The sequence below is a fragment of the Streptomyces sp. NBC_00654 genome (assembly GCF_026341775.1).
Lineage (GTDB): Bacteria > Actinomycetota > Actinomycetes > Streptomycetales > Streptomycetaceae > Streptomyces.
In genome coordinates this window covers 862,661-886,475 of record NZ_JAPEOB010000002.1, presented here as the reverse complement: position 1 = coordinate 886,475, position 23,815 = coordinate 862,661, and the positions used below count along the sequence as shown (strand labels likewise).

Here is a 23,815-nt window from a genome sequence, read left to right as displayed (position 1 = left end):
GCTCTTCCTTTCACGCCGCGGTGGCGCGCGATGGCACCAGCGGTGCGGGGGGCGGCGGATGGTGCCGCCGGGACGGTGTCAGGCGGTCGGGCGGCTGCTGAAGGCGTGCGGCCGGGCCTGGGCCACGAGGGCCTCGGGCGTCACGTCGGCCAACTGCTCCCGGAGGTGTCCGAGCAGGGAGGCCGCGGCGCCGAGCAGGGCGTCGTCGTCCAGCGGACGGCCCGGGAGGGTGATTCCCCCGGAGATCCGGGACAGCAGGGCGTTGCGCAGATGGTCGGTGCCGGCCTCGCGGATCACCACCGTGAGATGGGCCGAGGGAGCGTCCCCCACCGCCGCCGCCGTGTGCGCGAAACCCCTGGGTACGTAAAGGATTTCGCCGGGGTGTACGACGGTGTCGAGGAGCAGCGGCCCCGGTTCGTCCGCCCGGACCGGCTCCCAGTTCGCGTCGGCGGGCCCGGCGTACACGTGCCACCGTTTGGCGCCGCCGAGCTGGATCGCCAGCAGATCGCCGTCGTCGCGGTGCACCGGCCCGTGGCGGCCGGGCTGGGAGAAGAAGTAGAACGCTTCCACCAGGCGCCCGAGCTGTTCGCCGATGCCGGCCGCGAGCGCGCGTACGGGTGGGTGCCACTGGTCGACGTATCGCAGCTGCAACGTGGCGCGTTCGTCCCGGATGAGGTCGCGGACGGCCTGTCCGTCGACATAGCCCTCCACGGCACGTCCGGTGACCCGGCGGGGCGGGCAGAACCGCTCGTCGGGGATCTGGCCGTCCGCCGTGTAGAGGCCCGCGTACGGGGTGCGCAACAGTCCGCCGTCCAGGATCGCGTCGAGCCCCGCGCCGGTCAGCAGCTCAAGCGGCGGTTCGGCGGGCCGGAGGACCACCGGGGCCGTACGCCAGTGGGTACGCAGGAACGTCTCGGTGTCCGGTACGCACCGTTCGAACCAGTTCATGGTCCGCCTCTCGTTGGGGTGGGCCCACCGGTCCGATCGCCGGTGGGCCCACGGGGTCGTGCCGGAAGGTCAGATGACGTCCGGGTAGCATTCGCCGCAGCCCGCGGTGGTCTGCTGTTCCGACGACGACGGCCCCGTGTTCGCGACCGCGGACGGCGCGAAGGCGGCACCACCGATGACGGCGGCCGCGGCCACGGAGAGCGCGGCGCGCTTGGTCAGCCGAGCGCGCTTGGTCGGCTGCGGTGCGGCGGCATCCTGGCGGACGTTCATGAACTCTCCTTGTTCCCGGTGGATCCGGGCGTCGCCGAGCGCCGGCCGTCGGCCGGTGCCCGGTCATCGATTGCGGCCCCGAAATCCGGTGCCGTGATCAATGGTTGCTGCATGCTTCACCTCTTGGACAGGCCTCATACGGGTTCGATACGGCCCTGACGGTTTTCTTGACGCCGGGCCCGGTCAGGCCCGTGGCGCGGCCGTACGCCGTTGTGCGCCCCGGCCGCACGAGCGGGTCGCCGGGCCTCGATAGGATTGCGGGCGCATACGCGAAGGAGAACGTGGTGGGGTACTTCGAGGGCTTCGACGGCACCGGCTTCTGGGAGGACTCGGCGTACGCGCTGGACAACTACGTCGAGGACCCGCCGTCGCCGGAACAGATCGTCTCCCTGGAGAAGGAGATCGGCGGCTACCGTCTGCCCGCCTCCTATGTCGCCCTGATGCGCGCGCACAACGGCGGTATCCCGGCCCGCGACTGCTTTCCCATGACCGAGCCGACATCCTGGGCCGAGGACCACATCGCCATCAACGGGATCATGGGCATCGGACGCACGAAGCCGAACTCGCTCGGCGGCGAGTTCGGCAGCCGTTTCTGGATCGACATGTGGGAGTACCCCGACATCGGCGTCTACTTCGCCGACACACCCTCGGCCGGCCACGACATGCTCGCCCTCGACTACCGCGCCTGCGGCAAGGACGGCGAGCCGTCGGTGGTGCACGTCGACCAGGAGGACGACTTCGCCGTCACCCCGGTGGCGGAGACCTTCGAGGCGTTCGTCGAGGGTCTGGTCGAGGCGTCGGTCCACGACACCTCGGAGGAGGACCGGCTCGCCGCCCTCGCCACGGTGCGCGAGGGCAGCTTCTCACCCGTTCTGCTGCGCGCCTTCCGGGAGGCCGAGGACGTTCTGCCGGACGCGGACGGGCTCCTGAGGCGGCTCGCCGAGGCCATCGTGCGGGAGAAGGGGTTCTTCTCCCTGCACGCCGACGCGCGTTCGACGCTGATGTACGACTGCCTGTTCTGGCTGTTCACCCGCGGCAACCGGGTCGACTCCTTCGCGCGATACCTCAGGGCGCCGGACACGCAGGAGCGCTCCTACGCGAGCCCGGACTACGAGCTCATGATCGTCTTCTGTCTTGTGTCCGACCCCTTCGGCTTCCGCACCGGCGGGTACGCCCCCGGCTTCCTGGAGGACTGGTGGAGTTCCCGTGTCACCCGGGGCGCCATCGTGGAGACGTCAGAAGGGCATCGGATGACCGAGGCCGCCGTCGCCGTGATGATCGAGGAGCTCACCGCCGCGGCCGGTGAGCCGTAGGCGCAGGTCAGCGGCTCCTCTCCGGCTGGAGGCGGATATCGTCGTCCTGCCCGGGTCCCGGAGGTGGCGGAGGGTTTGGTCCCGGTCGGCGCCCCGGACGGACGCGGGCGGGGAGCGGCGTTCGTGTCCCGCGCCGCCGCATGCGATGCCACGGGCCGGCCCCGACCTCGGCGGGCGTCCGTGAGGCGCCCGGCCGGTCCATGGGTCCGGCTCGCCGGCTGGGGCTACCGGCCTGTGCCGGGCGGGGTGTTCAGGGCGCGGGTCAGGGCATCCGTGCGGTAGCCGACGATGCGCGCACTGAGTTCGGCGTCGGGGGCGAGCAGTTCGCCGGCGTGGATGCCGCCGGGGTAGACGTGGAGTTCGACCGGGACGCCTGCCTGCATGAGCCGGTTGGCGAAGGCGATGTTCTCGTCGCGGAACAGGTCGAGTTCGCCCACGTCGAGATAGGTCGGCGGAAGGCCGCTCAGATCCTCGGCACGGGCGGGCGCGGCGTACGCGTCGACCTCGTCGATGCCGGCCCGTTCGCCCAGCAGGGACTGCCACCCCTGGAGGTTGGCCGCGCGGTCCCATATGCCGATGCCGGTGATCTCATGGCTGGACGGGGTGGTGTTGCGGTCGTCGAGCATCGGGTACGGAAGCATCTGGAACGCGAGCGGCGGATTGCCGCGGTCACGCGCCAGCAGGGCCACCCCGGCTACATCGCCCCCTTCGTGGAGCGGTCGGAACTCGGTGTCATTACCGGCACGGTGCTCTTCGTCTTCGGCCTGGGCTCCATGGGGGGCGTCTGGGTCGCCGGCGTCACCGCCGACCGCCGGCCGCGCACCGCGATACTCGGCCTGCTGGCCCTGGCGACCCTGTGCCTGGTGTCCTTCGGTCTGTTCGGCGGCAGCGTGGTGGCCGTACTGCTCGGTGCCCTGCTCTGGGGCGCGACCCACGGCGGCATCCCCACGCTGATGCAGACCGCGGGCGTACGAGCGGCCGCCCACGATCCCGACACCGCCAACTCCCTCTGGGTCACCGGCTGGAACATCGGCATGGCCGGCGGATCGCTGCTCGGGGGCGCGGTCCTCACCGGTGCCGGCACCTCGGCACTGCCCTGGGTGGCGGCGGCGCTGCTCGCGGTGTCCGCCCTGACGGCCGCGCTCGCTCGGCGGAACGGCTTTCCCCCCGCCCGCTGAGGGGCCGGACGTCCGGCGGAGCCGGGCGGGTCCCCGTCGGGCGGCCGGGCGAGCGATTCTGCTGGAAGGGTGGCGGACCCACCGGAGACCGGCGGGCCGGTGAAGGCCGGCCGGGTCGCGGACGCGGTCCGTGAACCGCCCCGCACCTCGCGGGAGTCGCTCGTGCCGGTACGGGAGACGGCCCGGCCGGTGGTCATGTGCGGGCGGGGAAGGCCTGGTCGAGCGTGGGTACGGTGAGCAGTCCAGAGGTCAGTGCCTGCCGGACACCGTCCACCCGCAGATACCGCCCCTGCTGGATCACCGGCCGGATGCTGCCGATCGTGCCCGTCTCGCTGAGGTGGAAGACGGTCCACGGCATCCGGGAGGCCTCCAGCGTCCGTCCGTCACGGACGATCTCGCGGGTCTTCGCGGTCGTGCCGCGGGTCCCCGGGACCTCCTGATTGACCGTTTCCACCGCCGTGACCTCGAAGACCGTGCCCCGGCCTCCCGGCCGGTACGCCACCAGCAGCCGGGGGCGCGCGAGCCCGACGTGGCTGCTGCTGAGCGGGCACAAGTACGCGCTGTACGTGGCGAGTTCATCCATCGCCAGACGGTTGGCCGGCACGATCACCGCATGGTCGTGCAGCGTGCGGAACCAGGCCACCGCGGGCTCCTCCACCCAGACGGACCTGCCGCGGTTGCGGTGGGTCGCGTCCGCGAGGAGTCCGCGGGCCGCCATCAGCTCAAGGCTGCGTCCTCCGCGGCCCGCGATGGACGCGAAGTCCGACCGTGTCAGGACCTCCGGCAATTTCTCGAAGTAGGACAAGTAAGCGCCCTTCCGTGGAGTGGGGTCGAGGAACCGGATCGCTCCTCCTTCAGCACGATAGGGATCCCGGGGGCGGGCAGACGATGTTCCGCACCCTCGTCACCCTTTCCGGGGACGGCCGCCGGGAGCGGTGCCGGCGCTTCCCGGCCCGCGCCCCCTCTGCGGCGGTCAACAGGCCGGAACCATAGGCGGGTTGGCTCTCGCCCATGCTGTTCCCGGCCCGGTGCGACTGTTGCCTACCGGGGGGTAGGCGAGCCGGGCCTCTTGTTATACCTTGTGTCTAACAAGAGGGTCGTGACGGGCCGGGCGTGCCCCCGCCCGACCCCCTTGCCCGGACGCCGGCGGGCAGTCGCCGGCCCGTACGCGAGCAGCGCGTACGCGCGGGCGGCAGCGAAGAGGAACGCACGCATCCGAGCCAAGGAGCCGCAGCATGGCAGGCAGCACTGTTCGGCCGGTCACACAGAACGACGCCCAAGACGACGGTGTGTCCCGCAGGTTGCTCGACTCGGCAGCCGTGCTGGCGTACGACCCGGCCACCGAGGTCGACTGGGACACTCCGCTGGACCTGGACTGCCACGGGGCGAGCCCGGAATGGAGCACGCTCTACGGCACCACCTACTGGGCGGAGCTGACCGAGGCCCAGCGCAAGGCACTGACCAGGCAGGAAGCCGCGTCGGTGGCCAGTACGGGCATCTGGTTCGAGATGATCCTGCAGCAGATGGTGCTGCGCGACGTGTATACGAAGGACCCCGCCGGAGACGAGGTCCAGTGGGCGCTCACCGAGATCGCGGACGAATGCCGGCACTCGATCATGTTCGCCAGGGGCGCCCAGAAGCTCGGAGCCCCCTCCTACCGGCCGTCCCGGCCGGTGATGGAACTCGGCAGGGCCTTCAAGACACTGGCGTTCGGCGAGGCGGCGTACGCCGCGATCCTCGTGGCCGAAGAGGTTCTCGACGTCATGCAGCGTGACTGGATGCGCGACGAACGGGTGGTGCCGTTCGTCCGCACGATCAACAACATCCATGTGGTCGAGGAATCGCGGCACATGAAGTTCGCCCGCGAGCAGACACGTAAACGGCTCAGGGGCGCGGGACGGGTGCGCCGCCAGATCAATGCCTTCGTGGTGGCCGTCGCGTCGTACTACATCGTCACCAGCATGGTGAACCGAAAGGTCTACGAGAACGCGGGACTCGACGAGAAGCGCGCCCTGGCCGAGGCGAAGGCCAACGAGCACCACAAGTCCATGATGAGGTCGAGCTGTTCGGGCCTGATGGAGTTCCTGGCCTCGGCCGGCCTGCTCACCGGGCCCGCCCTCGCCTTCTACAAGCGCGCCCACCTGATCTGAGCCGAGCCGAGCGGAACCGAGTCGAGCCGACGCCATGACCTATGCCATCACCCAGACCTGCTGCAACGACGCCACCTGTGTATCCGTGTGCCCGGTCAACTGCATCCACCCGACCCCCGAGGAGCGGGCGTTCGGCAGCACGGAGATGCTGCACATCGACCCGAAGACCTGCATCGACTGCGGGGCCTGTGCCGACGCCTGCCCGGTCGACGCGATCTTCCCCGCCGACAGCCTGCCCCCCTCGCAGCAGGAGTACGTCGCGATCAACGCGGCGTACTACGAGGACGCTGCTCCCGTACCACCCCCGGACGGTCCCAACTTCCACGTCTGGGGCGAGCCGTCCTTCTCCCGGATCCTTCCCTCGGACTTCGCGCCGCTCAGGGTGGCCGTGGTCGGAACCGGGCCGGCCGGCATGTACGCCGCGGAGGACCTGCTGCTGCACACGAACGCCGAGGTGACCCTGATCGACCGGCTCCCGGTGGCCGGCGGCCTGGTGCGGTACGGCGTGGCGCCCGACCATCCCGCGACCAGGAAGGCCGGCGACACCTTCGCGCGCTTCCACACACATCCGCGCGTACGGATGCACCTGGGAATCGGCATCGGCACAGACATCAGCCCGGAGGAACTCGCCGCGCACCACGACGCGGTCGTCTACGCCGTCGGGGCATCGGCCGACCGCCGGCTCACCGTCCCGGGCGAGGAGCTGCCCGGCAGCGTCTCGGCGCGCGCGTTCGTCGCCTGGTACAACGCCCACCCGGACGCGGCACAGGAGCCGGTCGACCTGTCGTGCGAACGCGTGGTCGTCGTCGGCAACGGCAACGTCGCCCTGGACGTGGCCAGGATCCTGCTCGCCGACCCCGAGGCCCTCGCCCGTACCGACATCGCCGATCACGCCCTGACGGCACTGCGCGGGAGCAAGGTGCGCGAGGTGGTGCTGCTCGGCCGCCGGGGCCCGGAGGACGCCGCCTGCACCCGCTCCGAGCTGCTGGCGCTGCGCCATGTGCCGGGCGTCGAGCTGATCGTCGACGACCACGATCCCCGGATCACCAGGGCCGTCGCCGCGGCCGGGCCGAACGACAGGGCCGCGGTGCTGCGGGGCGTGGCGACCGGCCGGCCGGACCTGGAAGGGCCGCCCGCACCGGGCCGCCGCATCGTGCTGCGCTTCCATTCGACGCCCGTCGGGATCGAGGGCAGGGAACGCGTCGAAGCCGTACGGGTGGAGAGCGCGGCGGGGGAGCGCACCATTCGTGCGGGTCTGCTGATGCGCGCGATCGGCTACCGAGGGGTACCGGTCGCCGGGCTGCCGTTCGACGAGAGTGCCGGAGTCGTTCCGAACGAGGGCGGCCGGGTGACGGGACAGCCGGGGAACTACGTCGTGGGCTGGATCAAACGCGGACCCACCGGCGGCATCGGCGCCAACCGGACCTGTGCCGCGGAGACCGTCTCCGCCCTCCTGGCGGACGCGGTGGCCGGCGCTCTGCCCGCGCCGACCCGTACGGCGAAGGCCTTTCAGCGGCTGGTCCGGCGCCGCAACCGGCATGTCGTCGACGCCCGCGGGCTGGCCGCCATCGAACGGGCCGAGGTGGCGCGCGGCCACCGCGACGGCCGGCCGCGCGTCAAACTCGCGACGGTGGAGGAACTCGTCTCGACGGCGAGAGGGAGCCTCGGCGGGCTGCTGCGCTGAGCCGGGGCCGTCCGGCGTCGTCCCCCGCCGCGGACACCGCGCTGCGGGGGACGACGCCGGACGGGCCGCCCTCAGCCGATGAAACGCACCTCGGGGTAGCGGGCGGACGGACCTTCGAGGACGGGGGCCGGCCGGTGGCGCAGATGAAGGTCGAAACAGGCGCGCAGGAAGTGCCGTTGGACGCGGATGGCCCGCGTCCCGTCGAGCGGGCCGATGAACTCGGCGATCTGCTCCTCGGTCGCCCCAAGACGTTCGGCGGCCTGCGGAATGAAGGCCTCGTAGTCGGTGTACGAGAAGTGCCGCGTCCCGGTCAGCCGGAGATTGCGGCGCCAGCCGCGCAGATGGGGCCAGGCCCTGGCCCAGCTCGGATCGGTGTCCGCGTCCTCGCTCATCAGGAGGAACGGTTTGCGCAGCCCCGAATCCACCACGGGGCCGAACAGGGAACCGTCCAGGTTCGCGCCGGCGCGCAGCGGCACCCCCGACGCCATCGCCGCGGCCGCGGTCGCGCCGCCCAGCGAGTGACCGAACATCGCGACCCGGGACAGGTCGAGGACATCGGCGAGACCGCGCGGGAGCGGCCCGCCGCCCGGACGCCGGGAGCGTACGATCCGCGACAGCTCCTCCAGGACGAAACGGGTGTCGGCGACCCGTACGTCGACCGCCTTGCCGATGACCGGGTCGTCGTCCCCGTCGCCGAGGGGCGGCATGGCGTAGGTCTCGACCCGGCCGCCGGGGAACTCGACCTGGCCGGCGTCGTAGGTGTGGTCGATGGTGACGACGACGTACCCGTGGCTCACGAGGTCCTCGACCAGCGATGTGCTGGACGCGCGGTGCTGACCGTGCCCGTGGGAGTAGAGGATCACCGGGCGCGGGCCCGTGCGGGTATCGGCCGGTGCGCCGTCACGGGCGTGGGTGGCCGGGAGCGTGACATAGCCGTCGAGCAGGTACCCCGTCCTCTGGAAGACCTTCGCCGCCTCGGCGGTCATCCACGGAGCCCGGTGGCGGCCCGTGCCGGTCGGGGCGGGGGCGCTGCGGGCGGGGTACCAGAACTGGACCATCAACTCCCTCACCGGCCGTGCGGGCACCCATGGATCGCGGCGGCCGCGGTCGCGGAGGTGCAGAGCCGCGGTGCCGATGGGCCGGGGACCGGTCGGCCGCGGCAGGACCAGCCGTACGGGCGGTTCCGCGCCGGGGGCCGGTGCCGCGGCACCGGGCGCGCGACGGGGCGCCGCGACGGCGGGGGCGGCGGCTGCCGCGAGGCCGGTGGTGAGACCGGCGGCGATGACCGCGCCCGTGCTCACCACCTGTCTCCTGCTGGGCCGGGGCCGGGGCCGGGGCCGGGGCCGGAGCTGGAGCCGAGCCGGTGCGGGAGCGGGGGCCGAGGCGGGGGCCGGGTCAGGGAGCGGCATGGCGGTCTCCTTCGGTTCGTACGTGCGAGGTGCGGCACGTGAGATGCCCGCCCCCGTTCACAAACTAGGCGCCGCCGGGCCCCTGACCTGTGGTGGTCTCTCACCGCTTTCGCTGACATTTGTCACTGGAAGCACCGTGTCGGCACCGGCGCGACGCGAGGGATGCTCAGGGCCGGTGCCACGGATGCCCCGGGCCGCAGGTGCCCGTGGATGCTTCGGGCCGGCCGGTTGTCACGGAGGGCCGGAGCCGTTCAGCCAGAACGCTCCGTACACGGAGCTGACGACAGCCATCGCGGCCGGCACCGCCCGGGCGAGGGCCGGGCGGGCACGTGCCATCCGGATGGCCAGGGCCAGCAGAAGGGGAAAGGCGGGTATGAGGAGACGTGGTTTCGATCCGAAATATCCGGAAGCCCCTACTGCCATCACGGTGATGATCGCGGAATAGACGATCAGTGCGATCGGCTGCCGTTGCTTCCACGCGATCCAGTGCGGCCATACGCAGAGGAGAACGATGACGGCCAGAATACCCGCTGCGAATACTCCGGAATCCAGGACGGGTGCGGCAAGGAATTTCGCGAAGGCGATGCCGCCGTCGAATCCGTTCCCCCATTCCGCCTGCACGTCCAGATAACCGAAGAGCTTCTGCCGCTGATGTCCGACCCACAGAATGAAACCGACGGCGCCGAGCGGGGAGACCAGGCTGCTCGCGATGATACGGATCCGTTTGTTCCTGCTGAGCTCGGACCATTCGGTCACGAGCACCACGACCGCGGACACGACGATGGCAGCGCTGATCGCCACCCCGACGGGCCGGGTCAGACCGGCGAGAACCGCGAGCAGGCCCGCCGTCATCCACCGGTCGCGCAGCAGGGCGAGGAGAGCCCAGACCGCCAGCGCGACGAAGAGCGATTCGCTGTAGGCCATCGACTGGACGATGGCGACCGGAAGGGTGCCCCACAGACAGGCCAGGATCACTCCGGCCCGCGCGCTGTGCACCTGCTCGCCGAGCCGGAAGAGCCCGAGAGCGGCAACGAGCGAGGAGACCGCGCTGATCACGAGACCGATATCGCCCGTACTCCAGGAGGTGATGCGGGACCCCCCTTCCTCCAGCCAGGGGAGGAGGGGGAAAAAGGCCATGCTGGAGAGGTTTCGCCCATCGGGAGCCTGAAGCGAAAACGCATAGCCGCTCTCGGCGATACGTGTGTACCAGAGCGAATCCCAGCGCTCGCTCAGCAACGTATGAGCGCTCTTCCCGCGGGAAGCGGACCAGATCGTCAGGACGACGAGACCGAGAATCTTGGTCGCGGCGAAGAGGATCACCGCGGAAGCGGCGCTGTCGAGGCGCCCCTTTCCGGGCGCTTCCGGGGGTCGGCCGGGTTTCGATGTGTCGAGCGATGGTGCGTGGATTGCCAACCCCCGTGTCATGACGGACTCTTTGGATCTTTGACTCTTTGCGGGAAACTCTTTCCGCCGCGTTCCGGGTACACGGTACTCAACGAGAGGGAAGCGGCAGGCGGCAGCTCCCTCGGGGTGGGGGCCATCCATCCGTCCGATACGCCGACGGCCCCACCGCACTGTCTGCGGTGGGGCCGTCGGTATGCCGGGCTGCGGTGTGCGCGGATCAGCTGTAGAAGTTCCGCTCCCAGCGGTGCCCGGCCAGGACGGCGAGCTGATCGGCGGAGAGAGGGTGTCCGTCGCTCAGAGCCGTGTTGCGCTCGACATTGCGAAGAGTCCGCATCCCGGGGATGACGGTGGAGACCGCCGGCGAACTCAGGACGAACCGCAGCGCGTTCTCCGCGATCTCGTCGGGGGCGATACCGAGGTCGGCGACGATCGAGGCGACCCGCTTCTCGACCTGTGCCGGGCGGTCGTCACGGAAGTAGCGGTTGCGCCAGTCGCCTTCGGGGAACGTCGTGCCGGCGGTGATCCGGCCGGTGAGACCACCCTCGTCCAGTGCCACCCGCACGATGACGCCGACGCCGTGCTCCTCGCAGGCCGGAAACAGTTCGTCGGCGGGGCTCTGGTCGAAGATGTTGTAGATGACCTGCACACTGTCCACGTTTCCGCTGCGGACGAGTTCGAGCGTGCTGTCGGGCCGGTGGTCGTTCACCGAGACGCCGAACAGGCCGATCTTCCCTTCCTGCTTCAGCTCGGCGATCGTCTCCAGCCAGTCGCCGCGGCCGACCCAGTCGTCGTTCCAGACGTGGAACTGAAGCACGTCGAAGTGGTCCAGGCCGGCCGCGAGCAGGCTGGTCTCCAGGCTCTCGCGGATGTGAGCGCCGGGGAACGTCTCCGAGGGGTCCAGGCCGTCCGGCGCCGGCCACATGCCGTTCTTCGGCGGAACCTTGGTCGCGACACGCACCTGGTCACCGGTCCGTTCGCGGACGACCCGGCCGACGATCCGCTCGCTCTCGCCATAGCCGCGGGCGGTGTCGATGAAGTTCACACCGAGGTCGATGGCGCGGTGCAGGGCGCGTACGGACTCGTCCTCCGAGGCGCCCACCCAGCCCGACTCACCGATGCCCCACGCGCCGTACCCGATCTCGGACACGGACAGACCGCTGCTTCCCAGCTCGCGGTAGCGCACAATCATCCTCCACGTCATGGTTCCGCCCCGGCGGAGCCGAGGCGGCCGCCGGGAATCACGTTGACGATAGGCGACCGGGAAGACGGGGTCAGGTGGGTTTCAAGCCCTTGGGGGCAACGGCCTGAAAACCACCTGACCTCGGGTTTCGGTCTGTGCTCCACAGGCTGGGCGGCGGTCTTCAGCCGTTCTCGGTGCCTCGGTCGGGTGCGTACACCCGGATCTTCGACTGGCCGTGCGGCCGCTCTTCCCAGTCGTCCATGAACCGGGCTTCGAGGCCGTGCTCGGCGGCGAGGGCGATCAGTGTCCCGGTGCGGTAGTAGAAGTCCTCCCGCAGTACCGCGTGCTCGACGCCGTCGGTGCGGTCGAAGGTGAAGTCGAAGAAGCCCCCGGGAGCGAGGATCCGTTCGACGTGCGCCAGGCACTCGGCGATGACCTCGATCGGCGAGTGCGAGAACACGCTGTGCGCGTGCACCACGTCGAAATGGCCCTGAGGAAGGAAGTCGAGGGTCAGATCATGGGTGATCGTGAGATGAGGGAGCTTGTCCTGCAGGTGGTACGTGCTGACCGTTCGCTTGGCGGAGATGAGGATGTCCGGCGAGATGTCGATTCCGTAGTAGTTCCCGGAATCGAGATAGTCGATGAAGCGCCAGCCGGCGCGCAGGTTGCCGCAGCCGATGTCGAGCATCCGGTGGCCGGGCTTCAGCCCGTGCTCCGTCAGATAGTCGAACTGCATCGCGCCGAGCGCGAGCCAGCGCTCGTGCGTCCGGCTTCCGACGGCCGCCTCGGGGTTGCGGCCGGTGTCCGACGCCATCACCGCCCGGTAGTAGGCGACGTGGTCCCGGTGCTTGGCGCTGAGCCAGGTGTCGCGCACGGAACGGCGCACATAGGGAGCGATGCGCCCGGGGTTGCGCAGGGCATAGGACACGCGGTGGGACAGGGCGGAACGGTTGGCAGCCAGGGATGTGGGCGTCTTTTTCGGCATGATGCGACCTTCGTCAGGTGAAATGGGCATGCGGGGGTAGGGAGTTGGCGCCGTCAGGCTCAAGGGAGAAGAGACAGGGACGGGACGGGAGACAGAACGGGAGGGGGAGAAGAGGGTGGTACGAGGGGCGAGGGGACCGGGAGGGGAGTGCGCGGCGCGTCGGTCGGGGCGGGCCGGTTCAGTCCCTGCCGCCGATGACCACCACTCCGTGTTCGTAGGCGTAGATGGCCGCCTGGGTGCGGTCGCGCAGGCCCAGCTTCACGAGCACCTTGCTGACGTGTGTCTTGACGGTGGACTCGGTGACGAAGAGATGGTCGCCGATCTCGGTGTTGGACAAGCCCTGGGCGATCAGTGCCAGCACGGCCGTCTCGCGTTCGGTCAGCTCGGGAATGCCGGTCCTCGCCGGGGGCAGCGGTCCCGCGTGGGCGCGGGCTCCGTCTCCGGCACCGGCCCCTGTTCCGGCCCCTGTTCCGGTTCCGGCGAGGCGGGTGAACTCGGTGATCAGCCGCCGGGTGGAGGAGGGGGACAGCAGGGAGTCACCCGCGGCCACGACCCGTACACCTTCCGCCAGCTGCCGCGCCGAGGCGTCCTTGAGCAGGAATCCGCTCGCCCCGGCGCACAGCGCCTGATAGACGTACTCGTCCAGGTCGTAGGTCGTGAGGATGAGGACCTTGGTGTCCGGGGTGCTCGCGACGATCCGCGCGGTCGCCTCCAGGCCGTCCATCTCCGGCATCCGTACGTCCATGAGCACGACGTCCGGGCGCAGCTCGGCGACCTTGACGAGGGCTTCGACGCCGTCCGCCGCGGTACCGGCGATCTCGATGCCGGGCTGGGACGCCAGGAGTACGGCGAAACCCTCGCGCACCATCTCCTGGTCGTCAGCGATCAGGACTCTCACGGGGGGCTGCTCAGGCATGGTCGGCGTCCTCCTCGCGGGCCTGCGTCACATCGGGCAGGAACGCGGTGACGTCGAACCCGCCTTCGGCGGTCGGCCGCGTCGTCAGCCGCCCTTCGAGCATGGTGATCCGCTCGCGCATCCCGATGAGACCGTGGCCGGCGCCCGGCGAGGCACTTGCCGGACGCTGTGCGGGACCGTTGACCACCCGCAGTCCGAGACCGGTCGTCACATAGGAGAGTTCGACGGTCACCGTCGCGCCGGGCGCGTGCCGCAGGACATTGCTGAGCGCTTCCTGCACGATCCGGTAGGCGGACAGTTCCACCCCCGGGGCCAGTACGCGCACCTTGCCGGTCACCGTCTTCGTCACCTCCGCCCCCGAGGCGCGCACCCCGGCGATCACCGGGCCGAGGCGGGCGAGGGTGGGCTGCGGCGCCCGGTTCCCGGGACCCGTCCCCGGCTCCGTGTCCGCCCGGATGACGCCCAGGATCCGGCGCATCTCGGCGAGTGCGAGCACGGCGTTCTCACGGAGGGCGGCAAAGGTCTCCGTCAGCTCGGGAGGCGGGTTCTTCACCCGGTACTGGGCCGCCTCCGCCTGAATAGCGACCACCGACATGTGATGGGCGACGACATCGTGGAGCTCCCGGGCGATGGCGGTGCGTTCCTCCAGCCCGGCACGCCGGTCGCGCTCGTCCTGCGCGGCCGACGTCTGCTCGGCCGCGCGCCGTCCGGCCCGCTGCCAGCCGCCCATCAGTACGGCGACGACTCCGGCGGGAGCGAGGGCGAGCACCTGGAACGACAAAGGCGTACCGATGCCGAGCACTCCACCACCCCCGAGCACGAACGCCCCGGTGATCAGCCACATCCAGACAGCGGCCCATGACCCCAGCCGCATCGAGGCCACCACGAGCACCACCGGGCATGTGAGAAGCAGGAGTGACAACCCCATGCCCCCGAGGTTCGCCAGGTCGGCCGACCCGACGAGGATCGCGAGCATCGTCAGCCACCAGGCCCCCACCGGCATGACCAACGTCAGCAGCACAGGCGCGCCGGCCAGCAGGAGGACGGGGAACCCGTGGGCGAAGCCCGAGACCCGGAACGCGGCCACCACCGCCAGCACGGCGAGCGCGACGACCGCGAGGTGCGGTGCCCAGCGGGCGGCGTCGCGCAGTCCGGCCGGCAGCGCCGAGCGGGCGCGGTTCAGCGCGGGCGAATCGCTCAGCGGCGGGAGGGGGCGGACGGTGAACGCGTGACGGAAGAGGTCGCCGCGCAGCGCGGCGAGGGCCGGGGAACGGCCGCCGCCCGCGGCGCTCTTCGTACCGCTGGGTGTGCCGCGCACCATGGCCGCCGTCCGGGGTGGTTCGAGCAGATCGGGTTTCACAGGAACGACGCTAAAAGACGCCGGTCGTCGCGGCATCAGTCGCAGGTCCCGTTCGCCGATCTCATACTCACGACCTACGCGGGCGGCGGCACCCGGCCGTCCGGCCGTTCCCCGGCCACCGTTCCCCCGGCTCACCGTGTCCGGTCCCGGTCGGCCCGGTCGGCCCGGTCAGCCCGGTCGGCCCGGTCGGCCCGGTCGGCCCGGGGAGGCTTCGGGGAGGCTCCGGGCCGACCGGGGCCGCTATTCGTCGAACATCGAGACTCTGAAGATCGTGCGGGCGGTGGCCCCGTCGATGTGCCGCGACAACTCCGAGAGCGCCGACTCCCCGTACCGCAGATGCCCGTGCGCCTGCGACGAACGGGCCGCCGTGTCCACCAGATGCCAGAGCGCGGGGTTCGCGGCCAGCACCCGTGGATCCAGCTCGGCCAGCCCCCCGTCGGCATCGCGGATGACGAGCCGACGGACGACACCACCGGACCACCGGGCCGAGACGAGCAGGTCGGTCCGCACCCGCTGCCTGCGCAACGGTCCGCGCGACTCCAGCCAGCCGTGCCCCGCGGTCACCCGGGCAGGCAGCAGGATCACGAACAGCAGCAGCGCCAGCCCGGACCAGAGGGCCACGCGTGGCGCGGTCAGTGTGCCGTCGCCCCCGTCGACGGTCAGCAGCAGTCCCAGGAAGAGCACCGCACAGCCGCACGCCGCCCGGAACTCACCCGGCCAGTGGCTGTCGTGGACCGTGCCGGGTACCGCGGGATCTGCATCGGGCGGCCGGATGCGCCGGGATGCGGGGCGTTGTCGCATGAGGCGACACTAGGAAGGCTTCACCGGGATCCGGAACGGTCTGATGTGCCTTTGACGCTGCGGTCGCCTGTCTTGACGGATGTCTGACACGGCCGGCGCCGCGACCGTGCTCGCCCATGCGGTCCGCGGGGCGGCCGTGCGGCTTCCCGGGGTCCCTGTGCCTCGTGCACGGACGGGGGCCCTCGCATGAATTGCGCTGAATGCGCCACTTCTGTGCAGGTTCTTCCCCGGCGCGCCTTACGTTGGCCCTGTGCTCAACGTGCCGGAACTCCTCAAGCGCCTGGTGATCGGCCGGGCGATGCGCAGCGAGGCACTGGGCGGGACGCTGCTCACCAAACGGCTCGCCCTGCCGATCTTCGCTTCCGACCCGCTGTCCTCGGTGGCGTACGCGACCCAGGAGATCCTGCTGGTCCTGACCCTCGGCGGTCTGGCGTACCTCCACTTCACGCCGTGGATCGCGGCCGCCGTCGTGGCCCTGATGACGGTGGTGGTCCTCTCCTACCGTCAGGTCGTGCACGCCTATCCGAGCGGCGGCGGCTCGTACGAGGTGGCCTCGACGAACCTGGGACCGTCGGCCGGCCTGGTGGTGGCCGCCTCGCTGATGGTGGATTACGTCATGACGGTGGCCGTGTCCGTGGCGTCGGGCGTGGACAACATCATCTCGGCCGTGCCCCGGCTGGCCGACTACCGGGTGCCGATGGCGCTGGTCTTCGTCGCCCTGCTGAGCGCGATGAACCTGCGAGGAGTGCGGGAGTCCGGCCGCGCGTTCGCCGCTCCCACCTATCTGTTCATCGGCGGTGTGCTGATCATGGTCGCCACCGGACTGTTCCGCTACGCGCTGGGCGACGCGCCGGTGTCGGAGAGCGCGGCGTACGGCGTCACCCCCCGGCCGGGGGACGCCGATCTCATGGGCCTGGCCCTGGTGATGCTGGTCCTGCGGGCGTTCTCCAGCGGTTGTACGGCCCTGACGGGCGTGGAGGCGATCTCCAACGGCGTCCCCGCCTTTCGCCGTCCCAAGCCGAGGAACGCCGCGACCACCCTGGCCGCCATGGGCATCATCGCCGTCACCATGTTCGTCGGCGTGACCACACTCGCGCTGATCACCGACGTGCACATCACCGACGACGCCTGCCGGCTCACCGGCCTCGGCGGCGACTGCGCGGACCACACCCAGCGCACGGTCATCGCCCAGGTCGCCTCCGCCGTGTTCGGCAGCGACAGTGTCGGCTTCTACTTCATCCAGGCGGCCACCGCGCTGGTCCTGATCCTGGCCGCGAACACCGCGTACAACGGCTTCCCGTTGCTCACCTCGATCCTCGCCCAGCACCGCTACCTGCCGCGGCAACTGCACAACCGCGGCGACCGGCTGGCCTTCTCCAACGGCATCCTGGCGCTGGCCATCACCGCCGGTCTGCTGCTGTGGGGCTTCGGGGCCAATGTGACCAGCCTGATCCACCTCTACATCCTCGGTGTCTTCACCTCCTTCACGCTCTCCCAGTCGGGCATGGTCCGGCACTGGAACCGTGAACTGCGCACCGAGACCGCCCCCGCCGTGCGGCGCGGTCACCGGATCGCCCGTGTCATCAACGCCACCGGCGCGGTCGTCACAGGGCTGGTCCTGATCATCGTGCTGGCCACCAAGTTCACCCAGGGCGCGTGGCTGGCCGTGCTCGCCGCGACCCTGCTGTGGCTGATGATGCGGGCCGTACGCCGTCACTACGACAGCGTCGCCGCCGAACTCGCCGTCACCGACGCGCACAGCGAACTCGCCCCTCCCTCCAGGGTGTTCGCGATCGTGCTCGTCTCCACCGTGCACAAGCCGACGATGCGGGCCCTGGCCTACGCCCGCGCCTTCCGTCCGGACCGGCTGGAGGCGCTGACCGTCTCGGTCGACCCGGAGGGGGTGGCCGAGGTCCGGAGCAAGTGGCAGGAGTACGACATCCAGGTGCCGCTCACGGTCCTCGACTCCCCGTACCGCGAGATCACCCGGCCGGTGGTGGGGTACGTCCGCTCGATCCGGCGGGCCGGGCCGCGCGACGTCGTGGCGGTCTTCATCCCCGAGTACGTCGTCGGACACTGGTGGGAGAACGCGCTGCACAACCAGACGGCACTGTGGCTGAAGAGCCGTCTGCTCTTCACCCCCGGGGTGATGGTCATCAGCGTGCCGTGGCAGCTGCACTCCTCCCGCCGTGCCGACCGTCCGGCCGGACGCGCCCCGGGCGCGGTCCGCCGCGGCGAACCCGCCCCGCCGGGCCCGTCCGGCGGGGAGCCGGTGGGCGGACACGACGGCCCGGCCTGACCCGCCGGACCCTGCCGCCGCTACCTGCTTCCTGCCCCCTTGCTTGTGCTCCGGTGTCCGCCTCCGCCTCGCGCCCCGCCGGGCCCGGGGTCAGAGCCGCCGGCAGTGCAGGAACAGGTGCGGCTCGGGTTCCCCCGCCGGGTGGTCGGGCGTGAACACACTGCTCTGCTGCCACTCGATCGCGAACCCGGCCTCCTTCACCAGCGCGGTGAACTCCTCCGCGCCGAAACTGGTCACGCGCACCGGCTGCCCCATGAACACGCCGCCCACGTCCTCCACGTCCAGCGGCACCGTCGCCACGACCAGCCGCCCGCCGGGCTTCAGCGACCGGCGGAACCTGTGCAGCAGCCGGGACTGGTCTTCGCGCGGCATCTGGAGCAGCGAGAAATACACACAGACCGCGTCGAACCCCGCTCCCGCGGCGCCCGCATCCGTCTCCGTCTCCGTCTCCGTCTCCGTACCCGCACCCGTACCCGCACCCGTATCCGCGTCGGCGCCGTCCAGCGGCAGCGTACGGATGTCGGCGCACCGGAAGACCGCGTCCGGCACCTGCCGGGCCGCGATCTCCGTCATGACCGGTGAGACATCGACGCCCAGCACCCGGTGTCCCGCGTCCGCCAGCGTCTGCGCGGTCGGCCGTCCCGTACCGCTGCCCACGTCCAGGATCCTGCTGCCGGGCGCGAGCTGTTCGCTCAGCCGGCGCAGCGAGTCGTGGTGGGCCGGTGAGCCGGCGAAGGCCCGCTCGTACTCGGCTCCCAGCGCGTCGAACGCTGCTGCGGCCGAGAGTTCGTGACCTTCACCCATGAAGACGATCCTTACGTCGGTCCGGCATTCCCCGGGATCGTCGCACCGATCACGCAGGCCTTCAACGCCCTCCGGGGAACGGGCCGTTCTCACCGGACGGCGGTGGCCGGTGCGGTGCGACACGGACGAGCCCCGTCCGGTAGGCGATGACCACCAGCTGGGCCCGGTCCCGTGCGTGCAGCTTGGACATCGCCCGGTGGACATGGGTCCGCACGGTCAGCGGGCTCAGATGCATGAGCTCGGCGATCTCGGTGTTCGACAGGCCCTCGGCCGCCTGCGTCATGACCTGGCGCTCGCGTGCGGTCAGCACGGCGAGGGCGTCCGGCGAGGAGATCCCGGCCGGCTCGGGGCGTGCGAGGTAGCGGCCGATGAGCGCACGGGTCGCGGCGGGGGAGAGCAGGGAGTCCCCGGCATTCACCGTGCGGATGGCTGTCAGGAGCGCCTCGGGGCCGACGTCCTTGCCGAGGAAGCCGCTGGCGCCCGCGCGCAGCGCCTGCGCCACGTACTCGTCGATCTCGAACGTCGTGAGAATGAGGACCCTCGTCGAGCCGAGGGAGTCGTCGGCGCAGATCTCGGCCGTCGCCGCCAGGCCGTCGACACCCGGCATCCGGATGTCCATGACGATCACATCGGGGTGTGTCTCGCGCGCCTTGTCCACCGCCTCCCGGCCGTCGGCGGCGATGCCGACGACCTCCATGTCGTCGCAGGAGTCGATCAGCAGCCGGAAGGTGCCCGCCAGCAGTGCCTGGTCATCGGCCAGCAGTACGCGGATGGTCATGGGGCCGTACGCTCGCTTTCCTCGCCGGAACGCGCATCGCTGCCCGCGTCGGCATTCGTACCGGAATCCGCACGGCCGTCCGCAGCCGTGCTCCGGGTGGCCTGCCCGGTCCGCAGGGGCAGCTCCGTGGTCACCTCGAATCCGCCCTCCGCCCGGCGTCCGGCGAGCAGCAGGCCGCCCACCGAAGCGGCCCGCTCCCGCATGCCGATCAGACCGTACCCCGGCTCCGACACCGCCTCCGGCGTGCCCGGTGACCGGCCCCTGTCGGTGACGGAGAGGGCCAGCCGGTCGTGGGTGTAGGTGAGACGCACCGTCGCCGCTGACGTACCGGCGTGCTTGGAGACATTGGTCAGGGCTTCCTGGACGATCCGGTACGCCGTCAGGTCCACGCCCGGCGACAGCGGCTGTTCCTCCCCCTCCGTGACCACGGACACCACCAGACCGGACCGTCGGAACGAGTCGACCAGCGACGGGAGCCGGCCGAGCCCCGGAGCGGGGTCCAGCGGCGCCTCGGCGTCACCGCTCTGCCGCAGCAGCCCGACGGTCGCCTTGAGCTCGCGCAGCGCGGAGGAAGTGGTTTCCGCGAGGTGGTCCATGACCTGCTGGGCCCGCTCGGGGTCGGCGCGCATCAGATACGAGGCGGTGCCCGCCTGGGCGTTGGCGAGGGCGATGTGGTGCGCGACGACATCGTGGAGGTCGCGTGCGATACGGATCCGCTCCTCGCCGACCCTCCGCCGCGCCTCGTCCTCCCGGGTCCGCTCGGCGAGCTCGGCGCGTGCCTCGACGGCCGCGACGTAGTCGCGTCTCGTCCGGACGGCGTCGCCCACCGCACCCGGCAGCAGGGCCCAGGCGATCAGCCCGATCTGGTCGACGACGAAGACCGTTCCGGGCCCGAAGGCCATGGTGAGAGGCAGCAGGACGAGGATGGCACCCAGCGTGAAGGTCCGGGACGTACGGCGGTCGGTGCGGACGGCCAGCGAGTACAGGGCCACGACGACCGGGCCCGAGGTGAACACGGTCAGGGCGAACCCCAGCGACGCCAGTACCGCGCTGCACAGCGCGGTCACGACCGTGACGGTACGCGGGTGACTGCGGTGCCACATCAGCGCGGCGCTGGACACCGCGCCGAGAAGGACGACGGGCACATACGGCGAGCCGCCGGAGTCGGGAGCGGTGCCGGAGCCGGTCTTCTGCCCGGCCCCGTCGAGCGAGCCGACCAGGAACGACAGGCCGAGCAGGGCCAGCGCGAGTGCGGCGTCGGCCGTCCGGGGATGCCGGAGGGCCGGCTGTCGCCAGTCGGTGATCATGTGCGTTCCTTCTGTCGGTTCCGGACCATGGTCGGCCATGAGCCGGACAGTTCCCAAAGGCCACGGGCCGCCCGCGTCAAGGCCACGGGCCGCCCGCGTCGCGCGGGCGGCCCTGCGGAGAGCTGTCGCGGCCGTACCGGGGAGGTCAGACCCGGGTGGGCTCGGGCTCCGTACTGCTCCCCGGTCCGGGGACGGCCGTCTGCCGGCGGCTGAGCCCCTCACCCTCGATGTCCACGTTCGGCAGGATCCTCCCGAGCCGTCGCGGCAGCCACCACGCCCGGTCGCCGAGCAGGGCGAGGACGGCCGGGACGATGGTCATCCGGACGACGAACGCGTCGAAGAAGACGGCGGAGGCGAGACCGAGCCCCATCATCTTGACCATCGAGTCGCTCATCCCGATGAACCCGGCGAAGACGGCGATCATAATCACGGCGGCGGCCACGACGACCCGTGCGCTGTGCCGGAAACCCGTCACGATCGCCTGTCCCGGGCGCTCCCCGTGGACGTACGCCTCGCGCATCCGCGTGACGAGGAAGACCTCGTAGTCCATGGCCAGGCCGAAGACGACCCCGATCAGGAAGATCGGCATCAGGCTCGACACGGGGCCGGTCTCCTGGATGCCCAGCGTCTCGGCGAGCCAGCCCCACTGGAAGACCGCGACGATGACTCCGAACGAGGCCCCCACGGACAGCAGGAAGCCGACCGCGGCCTTCACGGGCACCAGGAGCGAGCGGAAGACGACCATCAGCAGCAGCACGGCCAGTCCCACGACGACCGCCAGATACGGCACGAGCGCGTCGGTGACCTTCTGCGACACATCGATGTTCACCGCGGTCGTGCCGGTGACGAGCAGGGTGGCTCCGGTGCCGGACTCCAGACCGGCCGCCTCGTCGCGGATCGTGCCGACGAGTTCCTTGGTCCCGGTGGAGCTGGGGCCGGTGCCGGGCGTGGCGGTGATCACGGCGGTGTCGCCGGCCTCGTTGAACGCCGCGGGGGAGACCGAGACGATCCCGTCGGTCGCGGCGAGGTCCTCGGCGGCCTGCGCCGCCGCTGCCTTCGGGTCGTCGGAGCCCTTCGCGTCGACGACGACGGTGAGCGGTCCGTTGAAGCCGGGACCGAAGCCGTCGGCCAGCGCGTCATAGGCACGGCGCTCGGTGGTCGAGGTGGACTTCGTCTCGTCGCCCGGCATGCCGAGCCGCAGATCGAATGCCGGTACGGCGATCACACCGAGGCCCAGCACGGCGAGAACGAGAACGCCGAGGGGGCGCCGGATGACCATGCGCGCCCAGCGTGTTCCCATGGCGGCCGCCTCCCGGGCGGGGTCCTGGGAACCGGACTTCGTCCGGCGCGCCCTGCGTGCGCCGCCCACCGGGCGCGCGGAGACCGCCGAGCCCGGCGCACGGGAGGCGCGCGGCAGCACCGCCCGCTGGGCGAATCCGAGCAGTGCCGGCAGCAGGGTCAGGGCGATCACGACGGAGATCACCACGGTCCCGGCGGCGGCCACACCCATCTTGGTCAGGACGGGGATGCCGACGACGGACAGTCCCATGAGCGCGATCACGACGGTGAGACCGGCGAAGACGACGGCGGAACCCGCGGTCCCGTTGGCGCGCGCCGCGGCCTCCTCGGCGGTGTGACCCTCCGCCCGTTCCGACCGGAAGCGGGAGACGATGAACACGGCGTAGTCGATGCCGACGGCGAGGCCCAGCATCATGGCGAGCGTGGCCGTCGTCGGCGAGAACCCGAAGGCGCTGCCCAGCGCGGTGATCGCGGCGATGCCCAGCCCGACGCCGATCAGGGCGGTGAGCAGCGGCAGCCCGGCGGCCGCCAGAGACCCGAAGGTGATCAGCAGGACGACCGCGGCGACGGCGACGCCGATGATCTCGGTCGCCCCCATCTCGGCTTCGGGCGTCAGCGCGGAGCCACCCATCTCCACGGTGAGCCCGGCCTCGCGGCCCGACTCCGCCGCGTCCGTGAGCGCTTCCCTGGTGGCGTCCGTGAGGTCGCTGATCTTCGCCTTGTAGTTGACGGTGGCGTACGCCGTAGTGCCGTCCTCGCTGACCGCCCCGGTGTCGAAGGGGCTGAGAGCGGCGGCGACCTGCGAGCCGCCGCCCACCTCTTCGACGACGTGCTCGACGGCCGCCTTGTGCGCGCTCGCGGTGATCTTCTGGCCGTCCGGGACGACGAACACGATCCGTGCCTCGGCCCCGTCGGAGTTCACGCCGGGGAAGCGCTGGTCCAGCAGGTCGAACGCCTTCTGCGACTCCGTACCGGGAATCGAGACACCGTCGTCCGCGGCTGCGGGCGCCTTGACCGCCGCGAACGTGCCGGCGGCGAGCAGCGCCACCCAGATCAGGACGACGAGTCGTCGTCTCCGGAAGGACAGCCGGCCTAGCCGATAGAGGAAGGTAGCCACGAAGGAAGCGCTCCAGTCTGGATCGTGCGACGGGACGATGCGGTGACACACCCACGGCCGGGCGACCGCCACGCGGCAGGGCGGGGCGGAACCGGATCCGGGGGAGTACCGCAATCCTTCGTGAAAGGGGGCGCCGCGTCGTCGTGCGCGCGCAGGCAGTCCCAGGTACTGCCGTTGCCGTACCCGCGGACGGGCGCGGACCGGGGCGAAAGGCTGTGAGGGCGCGGCGTCCGGCGGCGCACGCCGGGTGCGGGTCCCCGGTGCGGCGGCGGTCCGGCCTGAGTACCTGCCGGGGCGGGGCTGAGTATCCTGCCCGATTCACCGGGGCCCGGAAGCTGTTGGGATGTGGGCATGAACAACGACTCCGGATCGCTGCGGCACCCTCGTATCCAGCACGTCACGACCGCCGGATCCGCCCTGGCCGTGACGCTGCTGCCGCTCGTGATCGGAGTCCTGCTGGCCAGGACGATGGCGGCGGACCCCATGACGTCGGTCAACGCGCTGGTCACCAACGGCGGGCATCGTGCCCGTGTGTCGCCGAAGGAGTGGCGCACCTGCGGCAGGCACGCGCTGCGGCGGTGGAGGACCGCCGAGCGCGTCTGAAGGCTGTCCC

The 23,815-nt window shown here is 71.1% G+C and carries 21 protein-coding genes; 6 read left to right on the top strand and 15 right to left on the bottom strand.

From position 1 onward, the window contains the following. Positions 1 to 78 precede the first annotated feature (78 nt). Both OHA98_RS24160 and OHA98_RS24155 read right to left on the bottom strand, forming a co-directional pair. Positions 79 to 948, bottom strand: coding sequence for a cupin domain-containing protein (locus tag OHA98_RS24160; protein ID WP_266928835.1), 870 nt, complete (start codon positions 946 to 948; stop codon positions 79 to 81). 69 nt (positions 949 to 1,017) lie between these two features. Beyond that, complete coding sequence (locus OHA98_RS24155) at positions 1,018 to 1,218, bottom strand: hypothetical protein (protein ID WP_266928834.1); 201 nt, start codon at positions 1,216 to 1,218, stop codon at positions 1,018 to 1,020. 284 nt (positions 1,219 to 1,502) lie between these two features. Between OHA98_RS24155 and OHA98_RS24150 the strand changes: the two genes are divergently transcribed. After that, positions 1,503 to 2,531, top strand: a complete 1,029-nt coding sequence (locus OHA98_RS24150) for an SMI1/KNR4 family protein (RefSeq protein WP_266928833.1) — start codon at positions 1,503 to 1,505, stop codon at positions 2,529 to 2,531. Between the two features lie 224 nt (positions 2,532 to 2,755). Here OHA98_RS24150 and OHA98_RS24145 read toward each other — a convergent pair whose 3' ends face one another. Beyond that, a complete protein-coding gene (locus OHA98_RS24145) occupies positions 2,756 to 3,220 on the bottom strand; it encodes an alpha/beta hydrolase fold domain-containing protein (protein ID WP_266928832.1) in 465 nt (154 codons plus the stop codon). 21 nt (positions 3,221 to 3,241) lie between these two features. Between OHA98_RS24145 and OHA98_RS24140 the strand changes: the two genes are divergently transcribed. Beyond that, positions 3,242 to 3,709 (top strand): hypothetical protein, encoded by a 468-nt coding sequence (locus OHA98_RS24140; protein WP_266928831.1) that lies wholly within the window; start codon positions 3,242 to 3,244, stop codon positions 3,707 to 3,709. A 193-nt stretch (positions 3,710 to 3,902) separates the two neighbouring features. Here the strand turns inward: OHA98_RS24140 and OHA98_RS24135 are convergent, their stop codons facing one another. Then, on the bottom strand, positions 3,903 to 4,514 hold the full coding sequence (locus OHA98_RS24135) for a hypothetical protein (RefSeq protein ID WP_266928830.1): 612 nt from the start codon (positions 4,512 to 4,514) through the stop codon (positions 3,903 to 3,905). 430 nt (positions 4,515 to 4,944) lie between these two features. Here OHA98_RS24135 and OHA98_RS24130 point away from each other — a divergent pair, with 430 nt between their 5' ends. Further along, on the top strand, positions 4,945 to 5,859 hold the full coding sequence (locus OHA98_RS24130) for a diiron oxygenase (RefSeq protein ID WP_266928829.1): 915 nt from the start codon (positions 4,945 to 4,947) through the stop codon (positions 5,857 to 5,859). Between the two features lie 34 nt (positions 5,860 to 5,893). Further along, complete coding sequence (locus OHA98_RS24125) at positions 5,894 to 7,543, top strand: FAD-dependent oxidoreductase (protein ID WP_266928828.1); 1,650 nt, start codon at positions 5,894 to 5,896, stop codon at positions 7,541 to 7,543. A 71-nt stretch (positions 7,544 to 7,614) separates the two neighbouring features. Here the strand turns inward: OHA98_RS24125 and OHA98_RS24120 are convergent, their stop codons facing one another. The 7 genes from OHA98_RS24120 to OHA98_RS24090 all read right to left on the bottom strand — a co-directional run bounded on the left by OHA98_RS24120 (position 7,615) and on the right by OHA98_RS24090 (position 15,598). Continuing rightward, complete coding sequence (locus tag OHA98_RS24120) at positions 7,615 to 8,844, bottom strand: hypothetical protein (protein WP_266928827.1); 1,230 nt, start codon at positions 8,842 to 8,844, stop codon at positions 7,615 to 7,617. Positions 8,845 to 9,183: 339 nt separating this feature from the next. After that, positions 9,184 to 10,272: a mannosyltransferase family protein gene (locus OHA98_RS24115; RefSeq protein ID WP_323179667.1), complete on the bottom strand. Its 1,089-nt coding sequence runs from the start codon at positions 10,270 to 10,272 to the stop codon at positions 9,184 to 9,186. Between the two features lie 301 nt (positions 10,273 to 10,573). Continuing rightward, a complete protein-coding gene (locus OHA98_RS24110) occupies positions 10,574 to 11,539 on the bottom strand; it encodes an aldo/keto reductase (RefSeq protein WP_266930883.1) in 966 nt (321 codons plus the stop codon). A 178-nt stretch (positions 11,540 to 11,717) separates the two neighbouring features. Continuing rightward, a complete protein-coding gene (locus OHA98_RS24105; RefSeq protein ID WP_266928826.1) occupies positions 11,718 to 12,521 on the bottom strand; it encodes a class I SAM-dependent methyltransferase in 804 nt (267 codons plus the stop codon). A gap of 178 nt (positions 12,522 to 12,699) precedes the next feature. After that, positions 12,700 to 13,437, bottom strand: a complete 738-nt coding sequence (locus OHA98_RS24100; protein ID WP_266928825.1) for a response regulator transcription factor — start codon at positions 13,435 to 13,437, stop codon at positions 12,700 to 12,702. Then, the gene (locus OHA98_RS24095; protein WP_266928824.1) at positions 13,430 to 14,797 is read right to left on the bottom strand and encodes a sensor histidine kinase; all 1,368 of its coding nucleotides are present in this window, start codon (positions 14,795 to 14,797) and stop codon (positions 13,430 to 13,432) included. The genes OHA98_RS24100 and OHA98_RS24095 overlap by 8 nt, the downstream gene beginning before the upstream one ends. Positions 14,798 to 15,037: 240 nt before the next feature. Next, complete coding sequence (locus tag OHA98_RS24090) at positions 15,038 to 15,598, bottom strand: hypothetical protein (protein ID WP_266928823.1); 561 nt, start codon at positions 15,596 to 15,598, stop codon at positions 15,038 to 15,040. Positions 15,599 to 15,896: 298 nt separating this feature from the next. On the opposite strand from OHA98_RS24090, the gene OHA98_RS24085 reads away from it, so the two are divergent. Continuing rightward, positions 15,897 to 17,897: an APC family permease gene (locus OHA98_RS24085; RefSeq protein WP_266930882.1), complete on the top strand. Its 2,001-nt coding sequence runs from the start codon at positions 15,897 to 15,899 to the stop codon at positions 17,895 to 17,897. Positions 17,898 to 17,987: 90 nt separating this feature from the next. Here the strand turns inward: OHA98_RS24085 and OHA98_RS24080 are convergent, their stop codons facing one another. The 4 genes from OHA98_RS24080 to OHA98_RS24065 form a co-directional block, all read right to left on the bottom strand. Continuing rightward, the gene (locus OHA98_RS24080) at positions 17,988 to 18,701 is read right to left on the bottom strand and encodes a class I SAM-dependent methyltransferase (protein WP_266928822.1); all 714 of its coding nucleotides are present in this window, start codon (positions 18,699 to 18,701) and stop codon (positions 17,988 to 17,990) included. A 61-nt stretch (positions 18,702 to 18,762) separates the two neighbouring features. Continuing rightward, positions 18,763 to 19,479, bottom strand: coding sequence for a response regulator transcription factor (locus OHA98_RS24075; protein WP_266928821.1), 717 nt, complete (start codon positions 19,477 to 19,479; stop codon positions 18,763 to 18,765). Beyond that, on the bottom strand, positions 19,476 to 20,786 hold the full coding sequence (locus OHA98_RS24070; RefSeq protein ID WP_266928820.1) for a sensor histidine kinase: 1,311 nt from the start codon (positions 20,784 to 20,786) through the stop codon (positions 19,476 to 19,478). The genes OHA98_RS24075 and OHA98_RS24070 overlap by 4 nt, the downstream gene beginning before the upstream one ends. Positions 20,787 to 20,931: 145 nt before the next feature. Then, a complete protein-coding gene (locus tag OHA98_RS24065) occupies positions 20,932 to 23,202 on the bottom strand; it encodes an MMPL family transporter (protein ID WP_266928819.1) in 2,271 nt (756 codons plus the stop codon). 351 nt (positions 23,203 to 23,553) lie between these two features. On the opposite strand from OHA98_RS24065, the gene OHA98_RS24060 reads away from it, so the two are divergent. Next, positions 23,554 to 23,805, top strand: coding sequence for a hypothetical protein (locus OHA98_RS24060; RefSeq protein WP_266928818.1), 252 nt, complete (start codon positions 23,554 to 23,556; stop codon positions 23,803 to 23,805). Positions 23,806 to 23,815: the final 10 nt, after the last annotated feature.